Source organism: Alteromonas profundi, assembly GCF_010500865.1.
GTDB lineage: Bacteria > Pseudomonadota > Gammaproteobacteria > Enterobacterales > Alteromonadaceae > Alteromonas > Alteromonas profundi.
This window is the reverse complement of the sequence record NZ_JAAAWN010000003.1, coordinates 152332-169707: the sequence shown is the minus strand read 5'-3', so window position 1 is coordinate 169707 and position 17376 is coordinate 152332. Positions and strand designations below refer to the sequence as shown.

At 44.2% G+C, this 17376-nt stretch carries 20 protein-coding genes; 6 read left to right on the top strand and 14 right to left on the bottom strand.

All coding sequences use genetic code 11. The features are described from left to right. Positions 1 to 38: 38 nt before the first annotated feature. Positions 39 to 305, top strand: coding sequence for a hypothetical protein (locus tag GTH32_RS03495; RefSeq protein ID WP_163083852.1), 267 nt, complete (start codon positions 39 to 41; stop codon positions 303 to 305). A gap of 63 nt (positions 306 to 368) precedes the next feature. Here GTH32_RS03495 and nspC read toward each other — a convergent pair whose 3' ends face one another. The 4 genes from nspC to GTH32_RS03475 all read right to left on the bottom strand — a co-directional run bounded on the left by nspC (position 369) and on the right by GTH32_RS03475 (position 4328). After that, positions 369 to 1499, bottom strand: a complete 1131-nt coding sequence (gene nspC / locus GTH32_RS03490; RefSeq protein WP_163083851.1) for a carboxynorspermidine decarboxylase — start codon at positions 1497 to 1499, stop codon at positions 369 to 371. A 27-nt stretch (positions 1500 to 1526) separates the two neighbouring features. Beyond that, entirely contained in the window at positions 1527 to 2729 is a 1203-nt protein-coding gene (locus GTH32_RS03485; protein ID WP_163083850.1) for a saccharopine dehydrogenase family protein, read from the bottom strand. Positions 2730 to 2878: 149 nt separating this feature from the next. After that, positions 2879 to 3289 carry a hypothetical protein gene (locus GTH32_RS03480; protein ID WP_163083849.1) on the bottom strand — a complete coding sequence of 137 codons (411 nt, stop codon included), beginning with the start codon at positions 3287 to 3289 and terminating at the stop codon, positions 2879 to 2881. A 142-nt stretch (positions 3290 to 3431) separates the two neighbouring features. Beyond that, positions 3432 to 4328, bottom strand: coding sequence for a 1-aminocyclopropane-1-carboxylate deaminase/D-cysteine desulfhydrase (locus GTH32_RS03475; protein WP_343033382.1), 897 nt, complete (start codon positions 4326 to 4328; stop codon positions 3432 to 3434). 110 nt (positions 4329 to 4438) lie between these two features. Between GTH32_RS03475 and GTH32_RS03470 the strand changes: the two genes are divergently transcribed. Together GTH32_RS03470 and GTH32_RS03465 are read left to right on the top strand one after the other, a co-directional pair. Continuing rightward, positions 4439 to 4975 (top strand): chalcone isomerase family protein, encoded by a 537-nt coding sequence (locus GTH32_RS03470; RefSeq protein WP_163083848.1) that lies wholly within the window; start codon positions 4439 to 4441, stop codon positions 4973 to 4975. A 33-nt stretch (positions 4976 to 5008) separates the two neighbouring features. Continuing rightward, positions 5009 to 5557, top strand: coding sequence for a DUF3833 domain-containing protein (locus tag GTH32_RS03465; protein ID WP_163083847.1), 549 nt, complete (start codon positions 5009 to 5011; stop codon positions 5555 to 5557). 42 nt (positions 5558 to 5599) lie between these two features. Here the strand turns inward: GTH32_RS03465 and GTH32_RS03460 are convergent, their stop codons facing one another. The 3 genes from GTH32_RS03460 to aceK form a co-directional block, all read right to left on the bottom strand. After that, positions 5600 to 7009 (bottom strand): ATP-binding protein, encoded by a 1410-nt coding sequence (locus GTH32_RS03460; RefSeq protein ID WP_163083846.1) that lies wholly within the window; start codon positions 7007 to 7009, stop codon positions 5600 to 5602. Next, positions 7006 to 7686, bottom strand: a complete 681-nt coding sequence (locus GTH32_RS03455) for a response regulator (protein WP_163083845.1) — start codon at positions 7684 to 7686, stop codon at positions 7006 to 7008. Before GTH32_RS03455 ends, GTH32_RS03460 begins: the two co-directional genes overlap by 4 nt. A gap of 90 nt (positions 7687 to 7776) precedes the next feature. Beyond that, positions 7777 to 9486: a bifunctional isocitrate dehydrogenase kinase/phosphatase gene (gene aceK, locus GTH32_RS03450; protein WP_163083844.1), complete on the bottom strand. Its 1710-nt coding sequence runs from the start codon at positions 9484 to 9486 to the stop codon at positions 7777 to 7779. A gap of 208 nt (positions 9487 to 9694) precedes the next feature. Here aceK and GTH32_RS03445 point away from each other — a divergent pair, with 208 nt between their 5' ends. Beyond that, positions 9695 to 10081: a response regulator gene (locus GTH32_RS03445; RefSeq protein ID WP_163083843.1), complete on the top strand. Its 387-nt coding sequence runs from the start codon at positions 9695 to 9697 to the stop codon at positions 10079 to 10081. Between the two features lie 80 nt (positions 10082 to 10161). Here the strand turns inward: GTH32_RS03445 and arsB are convergent, their stop codons facing one another. From arsB to GTH32_RS03415, 6 genes are all read right to left on the bottom strand, one after another. Then, positions 10162 to 11181: an ACR3 family arsenite efflux transporter gene (gene arsB, locus GTH32_RS03440; protein ID WP_163083842.1), complete on the bottom strand. Its 1020-nt coding sequence runs from the start codon at positions 11179 to 11181 to the stop codon at positions 10162 to 10164. A gap of 17 nt (positions 11182 to 11198) precedes the next feature. Next, positions 11199 to 11918, bottom strand: coding sequence for an arsenical resistance protein ArsH (gene arsH, locus GTH32_RS03435; RefSeq protein WP_163083841.1), 720 nt, complete (start codon positions 11916 to 11918; stop codon positions 11199 to 11201). Then, positions 11918 to 12388 (bottom strand): arsenate reductase/protein-tyrosine-phosphatase family protein, encoded by a 471-nt coding sequence (locus GTH32_RS03430; protein ID WP_163083840.1) that lies wholly within the window; start codon positions 12386 to 12388, stop codon positions 11918 to 11920. Before GTH32_RS03430 ends, arsH begins: the two co-directional genes overlap by 1 nt. A 40-nt stretch (positions 12389 to 12428) precedes the next feature. After that, the gene (locus tag GTH32_RS03425; RefSeq protein WP_163083839.1) at positions 12429 to 12776 is read right to left on the bottom strand and encodes a metalloregulator ArsR/SmtB family transcription factor; all 348 of its coding nucleotides are present in this window, start codon (positions 12774 to 12776) and stop codon (positions 12429 to 12431) included. A gap of 94 nt (positions 12777 to 12870) precedes the next feature. Continuing rightward, entirely contained in the window at positions 12871 to 13011 is a 141-nt protein-coding gene (locus GTH32_RS03420; protein WP_163083838.1) for a hypothetical protein, read from the bottom strand. A 232-nt stretch (positions 13012 to 13243) separates the two neighbouring features. Further along, entirely contained in the window at positions 13244 to 13984 is a 741-nt protein-coding gene (locus GTH32_RS03415) for a hypothetical protein (protein WP_163083837.1), read from the bottom strand. A 133-nt stretch (positions 13985 to 14117) separates the two neighbouring features. Here GTH32_RS03415 and GTH32_RS03410 point away from each other — a divergent pair, with 133 nt between their 5' ends. Together GTH32_RS03410 and GTH32_RS03405 are read left to right on the top strand one after the other, a co-directional pair. Continuing rightward, entirely contained in the window at positions 14118 to 15290 is a 1173-nt protein-coding gene (locus GTH32_RS03410; protein ID WP_163083836.1) for a sensor histidine kinase, read from the top strand. Then, on the top strand, positions 15287 to 15931 hold the full coding sequence (locus GTH32_RS03405; protein ID WP_163083835.1) for a response regulator transcription factor: 645 nt from the start codon (positions 15287 to 15289) through the stop codon (positions 15929 to 15931). The genes GTH32_RS03410 and GTH32_RS03405 overlap by 4 nt, the downstream gene beginning before the upstream one ends. 176 nt (positions 15932 to 16107) lie before the next feature. On the opposite strand, the gene GTH32_RS03400 is transcribed toward GTH32_RS03405, so the two are convergent. Further along, positions 16108 to 17256 carry an S-(hydroxymethyl)glutathione dehydrogenase/class III alcohol dehydrogenase gene (locus GTH32_RS03400; RefSeq protein WP_163083834.1) on the bottom strand — a complete coding sequence of 383 codons (1149 nt, stop codon included), beginning with the start codon at positions 17254 to 17256 and terminating at the stop codon, positions 16108 to 16110. Between the last annotated feature and the right edge of the window lie 120 nt (positions 17257 to 17376).

Sequence of the window (17376 nt, the reverse complement as noted above, 5' to 3'; positions counted from 1 at the left end):
GTACAAGCTAAAGAGTGAGTGCAATAAGGAGGATGGCGATGACACAACGACAGTTAAAAATAGATATGGCTGAGGGCAATTGGATGGTGGACATCTTTAGTAAGGGAGACGATTCGGGTGTTTATGATTTAATATCTCCCACATCTCATGCTTCAGTAGACCTTCGCGCTGATGACATACACGGATTTCGTTATAGTTTAACCGGCCCTCAAGGTACACCGTTTAAGATAACGCTAGATGATACGGTTATTGCAGAAGGCAGTATTGATAACACTGAGTCTCAAAGTGGCAGTGGTGTAATCTAGTGAAGAATAAAACAGCACCCGCGGCAGCGGGTGCTAATGCTCGCTAATCTAAGCTCGATGAAATCAAGACAAACGTCCTTTGAAGTCTTCGTAGTTAAATTCACGAACTAATTCAAATTCGCCATTGGTACGCAAAATACCGATAGCCGGGTGCTCAACACCGTTAAAGAAGGTTGTCTTTACCATAGTGTAGTGCATCATGTCCTCAAATTGAACACGATCCCCCGCCTGCAAAGGCGCGTCGAAAGAATAGGTGTCTATAACATCTCCTGCTAGGCAAGAGTTGCCGCCAAGCTTAACGTCTACCGCTCGCTCTCCCGGTAAACCGGCATTCAAAATACTGGGGCGGTAGGGCATTTCGAGCACATCTGGCATATGTGCGGTGGCTGAAATATCCAAAATAGCAATGTCCCCCTCATTTTGAACTACATCCACCACTTCGCTAATTAACGGGCCCGTTTCCCACGCTACCGCTGACCCCGGTTCTAAAATAACATCAAGGTGAGGGTAGCGCTGCTTAAAGCTTTTCAAGGTGTTAATAAGGTGCTCAATGTCGTAACCCTCGCGGGTCATTAAATGGCCTCCGCCTAAATTTAACCACTTAAGTTGCCCTAGCCATTGCCCGAATTTTTGTTCAATTGCATTGAGTGTACGTTCGGTAGCGAAAGAATCACATTCGCACAGGTTGTGACAATGAAAGCCTTCAATGCCTGTTAAATCTACCTCTGTAAGCTCTGCTGCCCTTATACCAAGACGGGAACCCGGCGCCGCAGGATCGTACAAAGGGGTGTCGGCTTCTTGATGCTCTGGATTTATGCGCAAGCCCAAAGAAACGTTTTTCAACGTCTCTTTGTGCTGATGCCATTGAGATAGACTATTAAAGGACAAATGATGCACCAAACCAGCGAGCGCCTCAGCGTCTGCCTGTTTATAAGCCGGGGAATAAGCGTGCACTTCTTTCCCCATTTCGGCAGCGAGTTTAGCTTCCCAAACCGAGCTTGCAGTGGCACCGTGTAAATATTGTTTAACGATGTCAAAGCACGACCACATAGAAAACCCTTTAAGGGCTAAAATAATACGGGCACCAGATTCCTCTTGTACCCGCTTCATTAGCGTTAGGTTTTTTATCAGTTTCGCTTCTTCCAATACATAGCACGGCGAAGGGATATCGAAACGTTTTGTAAGGTCTGTCAACTTATGATGCTCCAATGCAACCTATTACTATCGCTTAAACGGACTCTCGTCGCACTCTAATACATTCCAAGGCAAACCGTGGTCATTTAATAGCGCCATGAACGGGTCTGGATCAAATTGTTCCATGTTAAATACACCCGCTTCTTTCCACGTGCCATTTAGCATCAACATAGCACCTATCATCGCCGGAACGCCGGTGGTGTAAGATACCGCTTGCGCGCCCACTTCTTCATTACACTTGGCATGATCACAGTTGTTGTAAATGAAGATAGTTTTTTCTTTACCATCTTTGATACCGGTAATGTATGTACCAATACAGGTCATACCGGTATAGCCTTCTGCTAGGGAGCCTGGGTTAGGTAGTACGGCTTTTAAAAACTCCAGCGGCACAATTTTTTGGCCTTGGAATTCCACCGGCTCAATACTGGTCATACCTACGCCTTCAAGAACTCTTAGGTGAGTGAGGTATTCCTCTCCAAATGTCATCCAAAAACGTGCACGTTTTAGGGTAGGGAAGTGCTTTACCAACGACTCAAGTTCTTCATGGAACATAAGATAAGAGGCGCGAACACCAATATTTTGATAATCAAGATCTTCGCGTACGCTCAGGGGATCGGTTTCTTTCCATTCGCCATTTTCCCAAAAACGCCCACGTTGGGTTATTTCGCGGATATTTATTTCTGGATTGAAGTTTGTGGCAAATGCTTGCCCGTGATCACCGCCGTTACAATCTACAATATCAAGGTAATGCACCTCATCAAAGTAGTGCTTCGCTGCATAGGCAGTAAATACGTTTGTTACGCCTGGGTCGAAGCCGCTACCAAGTAAGGCCATAACACCGGCATCTTTAAATTTATCTTGGTACGCCCACTGCCATGAATATTCAAATTTAGCTTCGTCTTTTGGTTCGTAGTTCGCGGTATCTAAGTAATCCGTACCGGTTGCCAAACACGCATCCATGATAGGTAAATCTTGATATGGCAGTGCAAGGTTAATTACCAAATCAGGTTTTACTTCATTAATTAGTGCCTCTACTTCTTTGGCATTATCCGCATCAAGAGCAAATACACCTTTAATGCGATCTTCACCCACTTCTTTTTGAAGCGCTTCACACTTAGACACAGTACGACTGGCAAGGTAAATTTCATCGAAGTGTGCGGGTAAGCGCGCACATTTTTTTACCGTAACAGAGGCTACGCCGCCAGCACCAATAATTAAAACGCGAGACATAATAATGAATCCCTAATTAAGCTAATAGAATTTGCGCTGAATGCTAGCAGACATAACCGATTTGGCAAGCATAGACAGCAAAGGTGGACAGGATATTTTAATCGCCATTAGTGATAAAACCAACACCTATAAAGTGGATAGATGAAAATCTATTCAGGTGAGGTATTAATAGGTGGCGATACAATAATTTTACCCCCTACTCGGTAATAAGGGTACAGCAATAATAGCTCTTCGCCGTTTGGCGTTGCAGTATTGACAGCTATAGCATCCATTGGCCGGTTTTTTTCAGTTTGAACCGAGGCGGCATACACTAAAATGCTATAGCTCGTTGAATGTGTAGTGGCATCAATAATTCGCCACTGCAACTGTTCTATAAGCTGAGTTTCGGTACTACGCTGTTTCATTTCCTCAGCAAACAAACACCCTATATCGCCGTTTTCATAAACCGCAGCAAATGGATAAAACACGGTATTATTTAATAAGGTTAGTTCGCATAGCTGTAGCGCTTTAGACACTAAAGTGGCGAGTGGAGTTGGTAACGTAACTGGACCTTGAATCATGTTCATCCCCTCTCGTGATCAGCGGAAAATTTAGCGGCTCGGGTATACCATGCTTGCGTATAGGTGACGTAGGTTAATTTTAATTAAGTTGCAAGTCATGATACTAGATTAAACGGATGTTTGAGGGGAGAAGATCAAAAATCTACGCTCTACGTGCTCCCTGCAAGCCACCTGTATGAACAATAACAATACGTTCGCCTTCATGAAAGGCTTTAGCTGCTAATAACTGCTTGAGGGCGAAAAATACCTTGCCCGAGTACACAGGCTCGATACAAAAGGGCATCTGTTGATTAAACGCATCACAAAAGGTGGCAAGCGCCGCCGATTGTTTAGCATAACCGCCGCAATGAAACCTATGGTCAATTTGCCAGTGATTGAGGGAGGAAGGAATAAATTGGGTAACCAACGATTCCAAGTACCCTTCACCTTTTAATACTGCTATACCTAGCGCCTGTTTTGTACTATCAAGGGCTAACGCAATACCCGCTAGGGTTGCGCCGCTTGCCACCGGCACCATAATACGGTCAAACGGCACAGCCACTTCTTCAACCATTTCGCCAATCCCTTTTAACGCGTCAGCCTGACTACCACCTTCTGGGATAATGACGCTTTTCGGGTACGTTCGAGCCAGTTGCGCGAGATAATCTTTTGAATGCCGTTGTTGATACGTTTTCTTGTCGACATAGTGAATATGGCTACCCCATAACGCGAGGTCTTTCAGCATAGGCGTTTCGTTGCCCAGGTAATTGCCCCTTACAATTGCATGAAAGGGAGTGCTCAGTTGCCGACACACAAAGCCAAGGGCATGTAAGTGATTAGAGTGTCCCCCCCCAAAGCTAACAATAGATTGCGTGCAAAGGGGTAAGTTACGTAATGCATATTTTAGTTTGCGCCATTTATTGCCGGAAATAATGGGATGAATAGCATCGTCGCGTTTCACCAACATTTCGACCCTTGTGGCCCCGTCCCAGTTAGGTGTAAAAGGGATTAGCGGGGATGGCAAGCGTAAAGAAGGAATAGCTGAATACAAATGGGTCACTAAGTGCGGTAGTTGATCAATGTGGTTTGCAACAGAGTATAACTAGGTTGTGAATTTCAACAATATAAATTGCCGGCAATTTAAGTCGGCCTATAAAAGAGAGTGTCAAAATGACGCGGTTAATTCAGTACACGGTATTTTTGTTAGCCATAATATCCCCCAGCCTATTTGCCCAACAGTCTTCGACGCAGTCGTTAAGCTACGTTATTGACGAGGTGCCGAATGCAAAGGTGGTGGGCAAAGGCATGTTTACCTATTACTTTTGGGATGTGTACGAAGCTACGTTGTTTGCTCCAAATGGTAAATGGCAAGCAACGCCTCCCTTTGCGTTACAGCTTAGGTATCAACGGGCATTAAAAGGGCGAAAAATAGCCCAACGCTCGGTGGATGAAATACGTAAGCAAGGCATTGAGGACCCCGAGCGGTTAGCCGTATGGATGGAAAAAATGTCCAAGATTTTTCCTGATGTTGATGATGGCGACACGCTAACAGGGATTGCCACAAAAGAGAAAATTAGTGTGTTTTATTTTAACGGTGAACAGGTAGGCAAGATTGATGATACCGCCTTTACTACACACTTTTTTAATATTTGGCTAGGTGAAAATACATCAGAGCCTGATTTCAGAAAGACCCTTTTAAATCACTAATCACGCGATAATTTTACTGGCGCAGAGGTATATATGAAATTCAATCATAGCACGTTGATAGGCGGCGTATTATTAGGGGCTAGCTTACTGTCAGGTTGCAGTGTGTCGATTGAGGGTGATGACTACCAACAAACACGCCCAGCCTTCGATATAATGCAATTTTTTGATGGCGATGTGAAAGCCTGGGGTATTGTGCAAAATCGCTCCGGCGACGTCGTTCAGCGATTTGTTGTTGATATAGAGGGGACAGTTGAAGGGAGTCAACTAACGCTTAATGAGTCATTTAACTACAGCGTAGGTGAAGGCCCTTCAACGCGTATTTGGCATATTACGCAGCAGGCAGATGGACGCTTTACCGGCACGGCGAGCGATATAAAAGGGAGTGCGATAGGTACATCCTACGGGAATGCATTTAACTTTCACTACACGATGGACTTACCTGTTGACGATTCTACCTACAGCGTAACATTTGACGATTGGTTTTGGGGCTTCGATGAACATACCATGATGAACCGCTCCTACATTCGGAAATTTGGTCTGGTTATGGCTGAAGTTACTATTTTTATGCAAAAACAACCTTAACAGCTTACAACCCCAAGAATCACCCTGCCCGTATAGCGGACTTTACCCCGCATTTGGCCGTGGCAAGGTGATCACCACGCCTAACCCTTGCCCTTGCATTAAAGGGTCATGAACAAACCATAGGGCGCCTTTATGCAGCTTAACTATGGCTGAAACCAGCGAAAGGCCAAGGCCGTTGCCATGGGTTGAGCGGCTTCCATCAGCGCGGAAGAAACGCCTTTCTAATTGCGAAATATCATCTTCACTTACGCCTAACCCATTATCATTGACCATAATGACAAAATTGGAAGATGCGTGGGTTAGCTGAACGGTTACGGTGCCTTTATCTGGCGTGTATTTTATCGCGTTATCTAAAATATTCGCCACAGCTTGAAACAGTAAGTTTGGGTCTGCCACTGTGTGGTACGCCGATAATTGGCTCACCAATTGAATTTTTCTATCTTCGGCTACGGGCATATATAAATCGATAACATCGGCCACAATACTGCGTAAATCTGTTTCACAAAAACCCTCTTTTTTGCCAGTAGTTTCTAGCCCACTAATGCGCAGTAGACTATTAAACATGTTTAATAGGTTGTCGGCTTCTTGGGTGGTTTCATTGCGTAGTGTTTCATCTTCAATTTTTTCAAGGGTGTTGCGTAAACGTGCCAAGGGTGTGCGTAAGTCATGGGCGATACTATCGCTGACTGATTTTATATTGTTCACTGAGGTTTCAATGGTGTCGAGCATCTGATTAAACACCAACGAAAGGCGACTTAAATCATCCCAATTGCTATCAATTTCAAGGCGCTCCTTTAGGTTGCCGGTGCAAATTATATTGTCAGCGGTTTGAGACATTCTGTTGATGCGTCTTACTACATAGGTAGCAACGGCAAAACTAATTACCCCCAGAATACAAAGTAGCGCCACCACTACCCAGCTGAATGTTTTCCCTAACCATTGAGCGCTGTATAAATCTTGAATATTGCGGCCCACGAAAAGGGTATGATCGCCAAGGGGTATTGCGTTATATAGAATGTTTTTAGACGGCGTGTCAGTGTTGCCATGAGAAGACATGAGACTATAAGGCAGCTTAAGCGCAATAATGCCGCTATTATCCGTGTTACTATTTTTATCGGAGCTTCTCGCTAATGGCCATGTATCAACATTTCCGGCTACTAAGTCTTGCTGGCTATTTTGCAGTGCAACAAAGGTGTTATCAGTGCTTTGTGTATCAGGAAAGTCTCTAGTCTCTATGGCATTGACAACCGACTGAAGTCCGAGATTTTGATAAAGCTGAGAAAGGGCATAGGTTTCAGCGTCGACGGCGGCCTTGGCTTCGCGGATAAATACATCGCTACTGGCCAGACGCCAAAAGTAAATAATAAAGATAATTGCTGCTACGGCTAACGAGGTAAGCAGTACTCCTACCCGAAAGCTAGAACTTCGGGTAAAGTCTCCAATCGCTATCACGTAATAGCATCCGAAATTCTGTAGCCAGTGCCACGAACGGTTTCAATTACAGGAATATTGAAGGCCTTATCTACTTTTTGACGAAGACGGCTAATATGCACATCAATCACATTGGTTTGCGGGTCGAAATGATAGTTCCACACTTGTTCAAGTAGCATGCTTCTTGTCACCACTTTACCTTTGTGCCGTAAAAGACACTCTAACAATTGAAATTCCTTTGACTGTAAATCAATTTCTGTGTCTCCACGCATTACTTTTCTGTTGACCAAATCTAAGGTGAGATCGCCAACTTTAATGAGTGTTTTATCTTCACTTTCGTGGGGGCGGCCGCCAAGGCCTTCAACGCGCGCCAGTAGCTCTTCAAATGCGAAGGGTTTGGTTAGGTAATCATTTGCTCCGGTTCGCAGGCCCTTAACCTTATCATCAACCTCACTTTTGGCACTTAAAAGAAGCACAGGAGTGGTATTTTTGCTAGCGCGTATCCTTTCAAGCACCGTAAATCCATCTAGCATTGGTAGCATAATATCCAAGATGATCACATCCAATGTGTTTGACGACGCTAGTTCTAAGCCTGTTGCGCCATCATTTGCGGACATACATACATGTCCTTCATTCACCAACCCTTGTTCAATATGAGCGGCAACTTTTGGATCGTCTTCAACTAATAGCACTTTCATCTTAACAGCTTCTTTTTCTTAAAATGGGTTTTAACTAGGATTAATACTGTTATTAATAATAAATACGATCACTTTAAACCTATTGCGGCGCTATCGCGGGAAGCGTATATCTGCGCTGTAAGGGGTAAAATGCTGAATGTCTCCCCGCGCGCATTTTGTTTGCACCGTACGCCAGTATTCAGCTGTCATTAAATCGCCATGTAATTGTTTCAGTATGGTTTTTAATGGCCGTTTGCCCACAATGAAATGCTCAAACTGTTCTGGGAAGACATCATTAGGGCCTACCGATAAGGTGTCGATAGCGTAGGGGTCGTCCGATTTAGGTAATTCGCGAAAATGGCGTTCATGCATTAAACAAATTTCATCATAATCATAAAAGATCACTCTACCATGGCGCGTGATCCCAAAGTTTTTATGCAGCATATCGCCGGGGAAAATATTGGCCATGGCAATTTGCTTTATACATAAACCTAACTCGTTCAACGCATTGTACACGTTGTCTTTATCTGTCTCCTGTTGCAAATACACATTCAGTGGCGTCATCTTTCGCTCTATGTATAGGTGACTAATAATTAGTTCGTTATCTGTAAAGGTAAGGCTGGAGGCACAGGTGGCCTTCAATTCTTCAATAAGCGCAGGGTGCATACGATTTAGCGGAAAACGAAAGTTCATGTATTCGTGAGTATCAGCCATGCGACCTACACGATCAGACATTTTTACCAAACGGTAGCAGTCTTTAACGTGTTCGCGGGTTATTTTTTTACTTTCCGCGAATTCATCTTTAATAATTTTAAACACCACGCCATAAGAAGGTAGGTGAAACACCATCATTACTAAACCGCGTATTCCCGGTGCGGCTTCAAACCTATCGTCGGTGTTTTCCATATGTTGTAAAAAGTTTCTATAGAAAACGGTTTTTCCATGTTTGTAGTGACCTAACGACATGTAGAGTTCGAAGTGTTTTTTGTTAGGGAGCAGTTCTTGTAAAAACGCAGACACTTCTGCTGGGTTTTGGGTGTCTGCCATAAAATAACTGCGGGCAAACCCAAAGGTCACGCTAAGATCTTTGCGTTCAGTAAGCAGCGCATCAACAAATAATTCGCTGTTGTCACTTCGTTGCAAAGAAATAACAAAGGGTAGGGTTTCTTCAGGCATGCATATACGACCAATTAAATACGCTGCTTTGCCGCGAAAAAAGGTAGGTTTGAGAATTTCTACCGTATGTACGCTAGCAAGTTGCGTCGTAGTGAGGCGCTTACGAAGGGCTGTTTCAAGGTTTGCTATGTCTCTGTCGTAGTTTTCAAACGGAATATTGTAGCGATAGCATTTGAATATAGAATGATACATCTGCGCCACTGTGGTGGTGGTATCGAAGCTATTTACTACTTTAGGCCTATCCGGGCCGGGTAAATAACACCGACTTGGCAATACAAACATAAAGCTGTTGTCTATTTTTCGGTGTTTAAACAAGCGGCCGATCACCGAATTATAAAAAGTTTCGGCAAGCTCAAATTGTGGGTGTCCTTCTAGCTGCTGAGCAAAAATTCTTTTCACTTGTTGCCAGAAGGTTTCATCTTTTCTGTGTACTGCAATTAAATGGTAAATTTCAGCAACGGTATCAGAAAGGCTTGTTTCATAAATAGTAATGCGCTGTTTTGAGGCAACTTGAGTTTCTTTCCATTTGCCTTGTTCAAACCGTTCTTGCGCACCCCGGGTTATGCGGGTAAACCAGCGATAACTTTTATCAAATTGAGATAATATTTGGTAAGCCACTTTTTTGGCTAAAGCTGTATCGTGCATAAACTGCCTTGGAAGCATGCGCGAAGTCAACTTCGCATGCGTTGTTGTTGGTTCTTTTAAGCTAGTATTACTAGCACAAAGAGAGAATGAATTGCTATTTGATATCTTAAAATTAGCGCAAATTGGTTTTTTTATCGTTATCTTTACTATAACCTAGAGGTGATAAGCGGTTTTTAGGTGTTCTATATCATATGGTTAAGCGCTAATTATGGGTTTCGATATCCTCATTTGTGATGACTCTGCGCTAGCAAGGAAAATTGCTAAGCGAAACTTACCCGAAGGGTTGGCCGGTACTATTTACGAAGCGTCAAACGGACTAGATGCGTTGAATATTCTCGCTAGTCAGCGCATTGATTTGGTGCTGCTCGATTTAACGATGCCAGTATTAGATGGTATAGGTGTGCTTGAAGAGATGAAGGTGAGAAAGGTAGAAGCTTTTGTCATTGTCATTTCCGGCGACATACAACCGGCAAAACAACAACGTGTTAAAGAGTTAAATGCCTTGGCCTTCTTAAAGAAGCCTTTGCAAACTGAGCAGCTGGTAGACACGCTAAAGCGCTATGGCTTCTTGCTACCAGACTCATGCCTAGGCTAAATGCTATCAGCTGTCTGCGCTAACAGAAAAGTTGGCATAAAAAAGGGCTCTGAAGAGCCCTTTTTTGCTTAGAAGACGCGTTAAGCTGGGCCGAACCAATGACGGGTGCGGTTAGCAAACCACACCAACGACAGCATCACCGGCACTTCTACTAATACACCTACAACTGTGGCCAATGCGGCACCACTGTGTAACCCAAATAGTGATATGGCTACAGCAACGGCAAGCTCAAAGAAGTTTGAGGTACCAATCATGCACGCCGGCGCTGCGACATTGTGGGGCAGTTTTAACTTTTTAGCGAAAAAATAAGCGATGGCGAAAATACCATAGGTTTGGATCAGCAAAGGAATGGCGATTAACACAATATCTTGCGGTTTCGCTAATATGGTTTGTGACTGTAGAGCGAACAGTATGACGATTGTGACAAGTAAGCCAAAGACAGAAAAGGGCTTAAAACGTTCAATTAGCGCAGTTACCGCGGCTTCACTTTTCTTTTCTACCCGTTTACGAGTGACCACACCCGCTACAAGGGGGAGAACAACGTATAGCACGACCGACAACAACAAGGTATCCCAAGGGACGGTAATATCTGTAACACCTAACAATAAACCTGTGATAGGCGCAAAAGCGATTACCATGATAAGGTCATTAATAGATACTTGAACGAGCGTGTAGTTAGCATCTCCTTTGGTTAAGTGACTCCATACAAACACCATGGCAGTACAAGGGGCAACGCCTAGTAAAATCATACCGGCGATATATTCGGTAGCGGTTTGCGGGTCAACCCAGTCAGCGAAGATCCCTTTGAAAAACAACCACCCCAATAAGGCCATGGTAAATGGCTTAATTAACCAGTTAATAACTAATGTAAGAAGTAATCCTTTTGGCTTTCTACCGACATCTTTTATTGATGAAAAGTCAATTTGAATCATCATCGGATAGATCATTAGCCAAATTAATACCGCAACCACTAAATTAACGTGGGCGTATTCTAGGTTGGCGATAGCACTAAATACATTGGGAAATAAGCTACCTAATGCCACCCCAGCAATAATGCAAAGCCCTACCCATACAGATAGATAACGTTCAAAGAACCCCATTGCGTTTTCCTTAGTTTTTAAATCGATTTTTGATTAACACGTTTGCTGACTTCTTCAGCACTTTCTACTCGCTCTGAGTACCGGTTTACCAACATCACTTTGTTGTCGCGCGTAAGTAAGGTGAACTTCACCAATTCTTCAACGACATCAACAATTCGATTGTAATAAGGCGACGGCTTCATACGACCATCTTCCTCAAATTCTAAAAATGCTTTGGCTACCGAAGACTGGTTTGGAATGGTAAGCATACGCATCCATCGCCCTAAAATTCGCATTTGATTAACCGCATTAAACGACTGAGAGCCACCACATACCTGCATTAGCGCGAGTGTTTTTCCTTGTGTAGGGCGCACGCCGCCTAAGCTTAAGGGAACCCAATCAATCATGCTTTTCATAATGCCGGTAATGCTTCCATGACGCTCTGGCGAACACCAGATTTGCCCTTCTGACCACATCATAAGCTCTCGTAGTTCTTGCACTTTTGGATGGTTGGCATCTTCGCCGTCTGGTAAAGGAAGGCCACGAGGATCGAATATCTTTGCTTCTGCACCAAAATATTCTAGCAAGCGTGCTGATTCTTCGATCACCAGTCGGCTGTAAGAACGTTCTCTTAACGAACCGTAAAGCAGCAAAATACGCGGCTTGTGTGAAGAGAACTGGGTAGCAAAATCAGCCATGCTTGGCTGATGCATCTGCGCCATGTCAAGGTTGTCAGAGGGGGCCTGTGAATCACTCATTACTTGGCTCCTAATTCTGCTAAAGCGGTTTTCAATTCTTCGCCACTTAAATCCTTTTCGGCCACGCTTGTCAAAGCCTTCACCCGCGCTTCTATAATATCGATGGTGTTGTTAAAGGCGGCGGCTTTTTCGTCTTCCGACCCTGTCAATTTGGACGGATCAGCCAGACCCCAGTGCACCTTTATAGATTGACCGAAATATACAGGGCAAGCTTCGCCCGCCGCGGAATCGCAAACAGTGATCACCACATCAGCCTTATAATCTTCGAATTCATCCCACGATTGGCTACGTAACCCCTCAGTGGAATAACTGCGTTCTTCGAGGTACTTTAGCGACAAAGGGTGTACTTCACCTACTGGTGAACTGCCTGCACTACGTGCTTCTAAATTTGGTGTGTTGCTGCCATTTGTGATGGCTTCGCACAAAATACTACGGCAGCGATTGTGGGTACATATATAGAGAATTTTCACAAAAATAAGCTCCTGAGCTTGAATTGGTTAGAAGGACGAATTAGCAGCTTGGCTGCAGCGTTAAGTTTGCTTCTGCATTAGATAAATAATCGGGGTTGTTTTGCGCCGTGGAATGGATAATTTCGTGCACCCATACTGGCAGTTCTGGATTGAGACGGTAGTAGACCCATTTACCTTTGCGCTCGTCTTCAACTAAGCCACATTTACGTAAATCTGCTAAGTGACGAGATATTTTAGGTTGGCTGAGCTCTAGTGCTGTTGTGAGGTCGCATACACATAGCGCGTCGCCTTTACTTAAAAGAAGTAGCGTTTTTAAACGGGTGTCTTCTGCTAAGCATTTAAACAGTGCAAGAGGAGAAAGCACAGCGCATGAAGTTTGTGTAGTCATCGACAGCCTTTTTACATATACGGGAAAACATATATGACGAATCATATATGAAAAAACGTATATGTCAATAGGCGTATCAAGCTCTCGTAATGCCTTAAAACGGACAGCCTGCTGCATGAGACACGATACTATTTGCGGATGCAGCTTGCCATATTACACTGGTAGATACATGGTGTTGGTGAGATAGATTGTCGTCGTCAATCACCCGCGTTGTGCCGGTGGATTTTAATAACACGAGCTGCTCAATAGAGGGGAGGCCTGCGCTAATTATAGTAGGGGTATTAACCTGATAGTTCGTTGACGATTCCAGCGTGTTATCTACTGTATCTAGGATGTCTTAATGTGCATAAGCTAAATTGAGGTGTAGAGCGGCGAAAAACATGCACATAAGAACAGCTAGAGTTAGTGTGAAACCGCGAGTATGCTATGGAGGTGGGGCGCCTAGACGCCCCAAAAGATGTAATGTACTACGCTTGTGAACGTATTTTCATCTTTGCCCGGTATTTTCGGGTCAACCATATTGTGAAAAACGTGCCGATAAGCCCAGGTATAACCCAAGTAACGATTTGCAATGCGCCCAATCCATTAAACAGGGTACGCCCACCGAAAGCAAAAAACGCGGTGTATGCGCCAATACCCGAGGCTATAGTATGACTTATATGTTCGAGTAACCATTTGCCCTGATGAATGTGACGCGCGAATGCATAGCGTAGAATGCTCACAGCATTAAACAGCGCAATAGGGGCAAATATACGGGTGAGAGTCACCTCAAATTTAATACCCTGATACAAAGCAATGCCCGCAACAATAAGTAGCGCAATGGGAAGGCCAATATCTAAGGGTTTTCTCAGCGCTCTATTGTTTGCTTTTACTTCTAGTACACGCTGCGCTTGATGGATATTACTCCACACTAATAAACTCAGCATAAGTAAAAAGATATACCGTCCTCTTACTACCGCCACATAGTGAGCAACTGATCCGTAGTCTTCAGGGATAACAGGGTAGATAACCAGCGGTATAGCTAGCGCAATGCATGAACTTACCACCCCGCTTATCGAGGTAAAAGCCATAGCTTTAAAGTACAGGGCACCATACTTCCTATGGGCGGGCCCGCCCTTTTTGGTCAGGCATGGGATCCAAAACAGCAGGAGTGAAAGACTTCCAGCGATGATGTGAAAAAACACAATAGAAGAGTGGATGGTTTGCATAGCTTATTCCTCACGGTAGATGTTGAGGCTATTGTGCTAGAGGAAGGAATCTTTAATCAGTGCCATAGGTCATGAAAATAAAAAGTGACTTTTGGCCTATTCAATTTAGCGTGGGTAAGTTAATAATAGGTACATGAAAATAAAACAGTTATTCAATCAAGAACAACTCGAACGGGTAGTTGCGCTGGTGACATGGTTCTTCGTTGCCGTGTCAGCCTTGTATTACGCTATTATGCAATACACAGTATCTCACTGGCGCACAGGCACTGCCTTAGTACTCTTTGTAATGTTTGCACTGGGCTTTGTGGCGGCAACTAAACCTCAACAGGCGAGAACCTCAAAAGGTGGTGTTGTGCTAGCTGCCATGTATCTAGTGACAGTGGCGAGCTTTTTCGTCTTACCTTATGTTTATTTAGCTATTTTTTTAGTAATTTGGTCGGCGCTTTTACCTTATGTATTTCGTTTTCGGCGATGTTTGTTGCTTAGCTTACCCTTAGCTATTCCTTTAGGGTTAGCACACCATATTTACTGGCAGCAGAATTATGCGCTGCTTACAGCAACATTGTTTTGGACATTTAATTTATTCGCCATGATGATGTCGAACACAGCGATAAAAGAACGCCAAGCAAGAGAGCGTGCAGATTTACTCAATAGGCAACTCATCGCCGCGCAACAGCTTATACGACAGGCAGGGAAACAAGACGAACGCCTTCGTATAGCGCGCAATATACACGATGTATTAGGGCATCACTTAACGGCATTAAGCATTAATTTACAAGTAGCTTCGCACAAATGTGAGGGCATCGGACAGCAAGAAGCTAAAACCCATGTCGATCGGTGTTATGCCCTTGCAAAACTGCTTCTCAGTGACGTTAGAGAAGCAGTAACAGACATGCGGGAACAAGCGCCGTTCGACTTTCAAGAGGCTGTTGAAGCCTTGTTCGAAGGTATCACGCGGCCCCGGTTACACCTTTGTATACAACCTGATCTTCGGGTTGAAAATGTCAAATTGGCAGATGTGCTTCTACGGGCTATTCAAGAAGGGCTTACTAATGTGATACGCCATACCCGTTCAGACGATTTTTACGTAGAACTAAAAGCTCAAGAAGGGAACTACATTCTGTCAATGCAGGATATTCAAGCCCCACCAAAAACCACAGAACTCACATCAAAAAACGATACCATTACGCCCGGTAATGGACTAACCGGTATGCTTGAAAGGGTCACTTCGGTAGCAGGTTCAATGCAAAGTGGCTTTAATGACAAAGGCTTTTATATTCATATTCAAGTGAGTGAAAGCGTATGAAAACACGAGTATTGCTGGTGGAAGATCAAATGCTTGTTCGTCAAGGCATTCGCTCGTTACTGGCCCTTGATTCTTCCGTTGAGGTGGTAGATGAATGTGACGATGGCAGTAGCGTAGTAGCTACTTTAAAGCACACAGATATCGATATTATATTAATGGATATCAGAATGCCGAAGGTGACGGGTATACAAGCGTTAAAGGAAATGGCTGCGGCAGAAATATCGGTGCCAGTGATAATGCTTACCACCTTCGATGATCACGAATTAGTAACGCAGGCCATGCAAGCTGGAGCAAAAGGCTACCTATTAAAAGATGTATCGCTAGATACGCTGATTGGTGGCATTAACACCGTTTTAAAGGGCGATACACTTATTCAACCGAGCGTGACTGAAAAGGTACTGCAGGGGCTACAAGGGCTGACCGTTGAGTTTGAATCCTATGAGCAGCCGGAAACATTAAGCCCAAAGGAAATAGAAATATTGCGGTTGGTGGCAGCGGGCTACAGTAATAAAGAAATTTCAGAAGCCATGTTCAAATCTTCGGGGACCGTGAAAAATCAAGTGTCAGCCATTATGGCAAAAATGGGAGTAAGAGATAGAACTCGCGCGGTGTTAAAAGCGTTGGAATTAGGCTGGCTATAATGTGCTGTGAGGCTGCGTACCCCATTAGCTTATAAATGCGACGAAAAGTAATGCCACGCAGGGTGGCTGAATCGTAGGCTTAAGTGCGACAACACTTGCAGCGCTAACATATATCACACGTAGAAATGGGCGCCGTATTTAACAGCGCCCTAAACGTAGAGACTGTATCTTATAGTTTAGCGATCCATATGGACAACAGAACGGATACTTTCCCCATTATGCATCAGCTCAAAAGCTTCGTTGATTTCATCTAAGCCCATAGTGTGAGTGATAAACTCTTGCAAGCCGAACTCACCGTTTAGGTATTGCTCAACAATGCCAGGTAGTTGTGAACGACCTTTCACGCCGCCAAATGCAGAACCACGCCATACTCTACCTGTAACTAGTTGGAAAGGACGGGTCGATATTTCTTGCCCTGCACCAGCCACACCGATAATAACCGACTCACCCCAGCCTTTGTGACAACATTCTAGCGCTGAACGCATAACATTAACGTTGCCGATACACTCGAATGAGTAGTCCACGCCGCCATCCGTCATTTCGACAATAACGTCTTGAATAGGCTTATCGAATTCTTTTGGATTTACCATATCAGTAGCACCAAGCTGCTTAGCAAGTTCAAACTTACTTTCGTTGATATCGATACCAATAATACGACTTGCGCCAGCCATGCGCGCACCAATGATAGCCGACAGACCTATACCGCCTAAGCCAAAGATAGCCACGGTATCGCCTTCTTTAACCTTTGCAGTGTTTAGCACCGCGCCCATGCCTGTTGTTACGCCACACCCAAGCAAACACACTTCTTCAAGCGGCGCTGATTTATTTACCTTCGCAAGCGAAATTTCCGGTAACACTGTGTATTCTGAGAAAGTACTGCAACCCATGTAGTGGTAAATAGTTTCTCCATCTTTTGAGAAACGGCTTGTGCCATCTGGCATTAAGCCTTTACCTTGAGTTTCACGTACAGCCTGGCAAAGGTTGGTTTTACCAGACTTACAGAATTTGCACTCCCCACACTCTGCGGTGTAAAGAGGGATAACATGATCGCCTACTTCAACCGAGGTTACCCCTTCACCAACCATTTCAACAATACCGCCACCTTCATGGCCAAGTACAGAAGGGAAAACGCCCTCTGGATCGTCGCCAGAAAGGGTAAATGCGTCAGTGTGACACACACCTGTGGCGATGATGCGTACAAGTACTTCGCCTTTTTTTGGAAGTTCGACATCAATCTCTTCCATTTTTAAAGGTTCGCCCGGACCCCACGCAACCGCAGCTTTCGATTTTATATGGGTTTGACCGTCTTTCAGTGTTAGTGCCATTTCCTGCTCCTACTATCTGGTACGTGGTGAACAACGCAACACGTTAATTACTTCATAAGATGGTTAAAGAGTATAGGAGCAAGACAGCCATTGATAAATGCAAAATAGGTAATTCTCTAT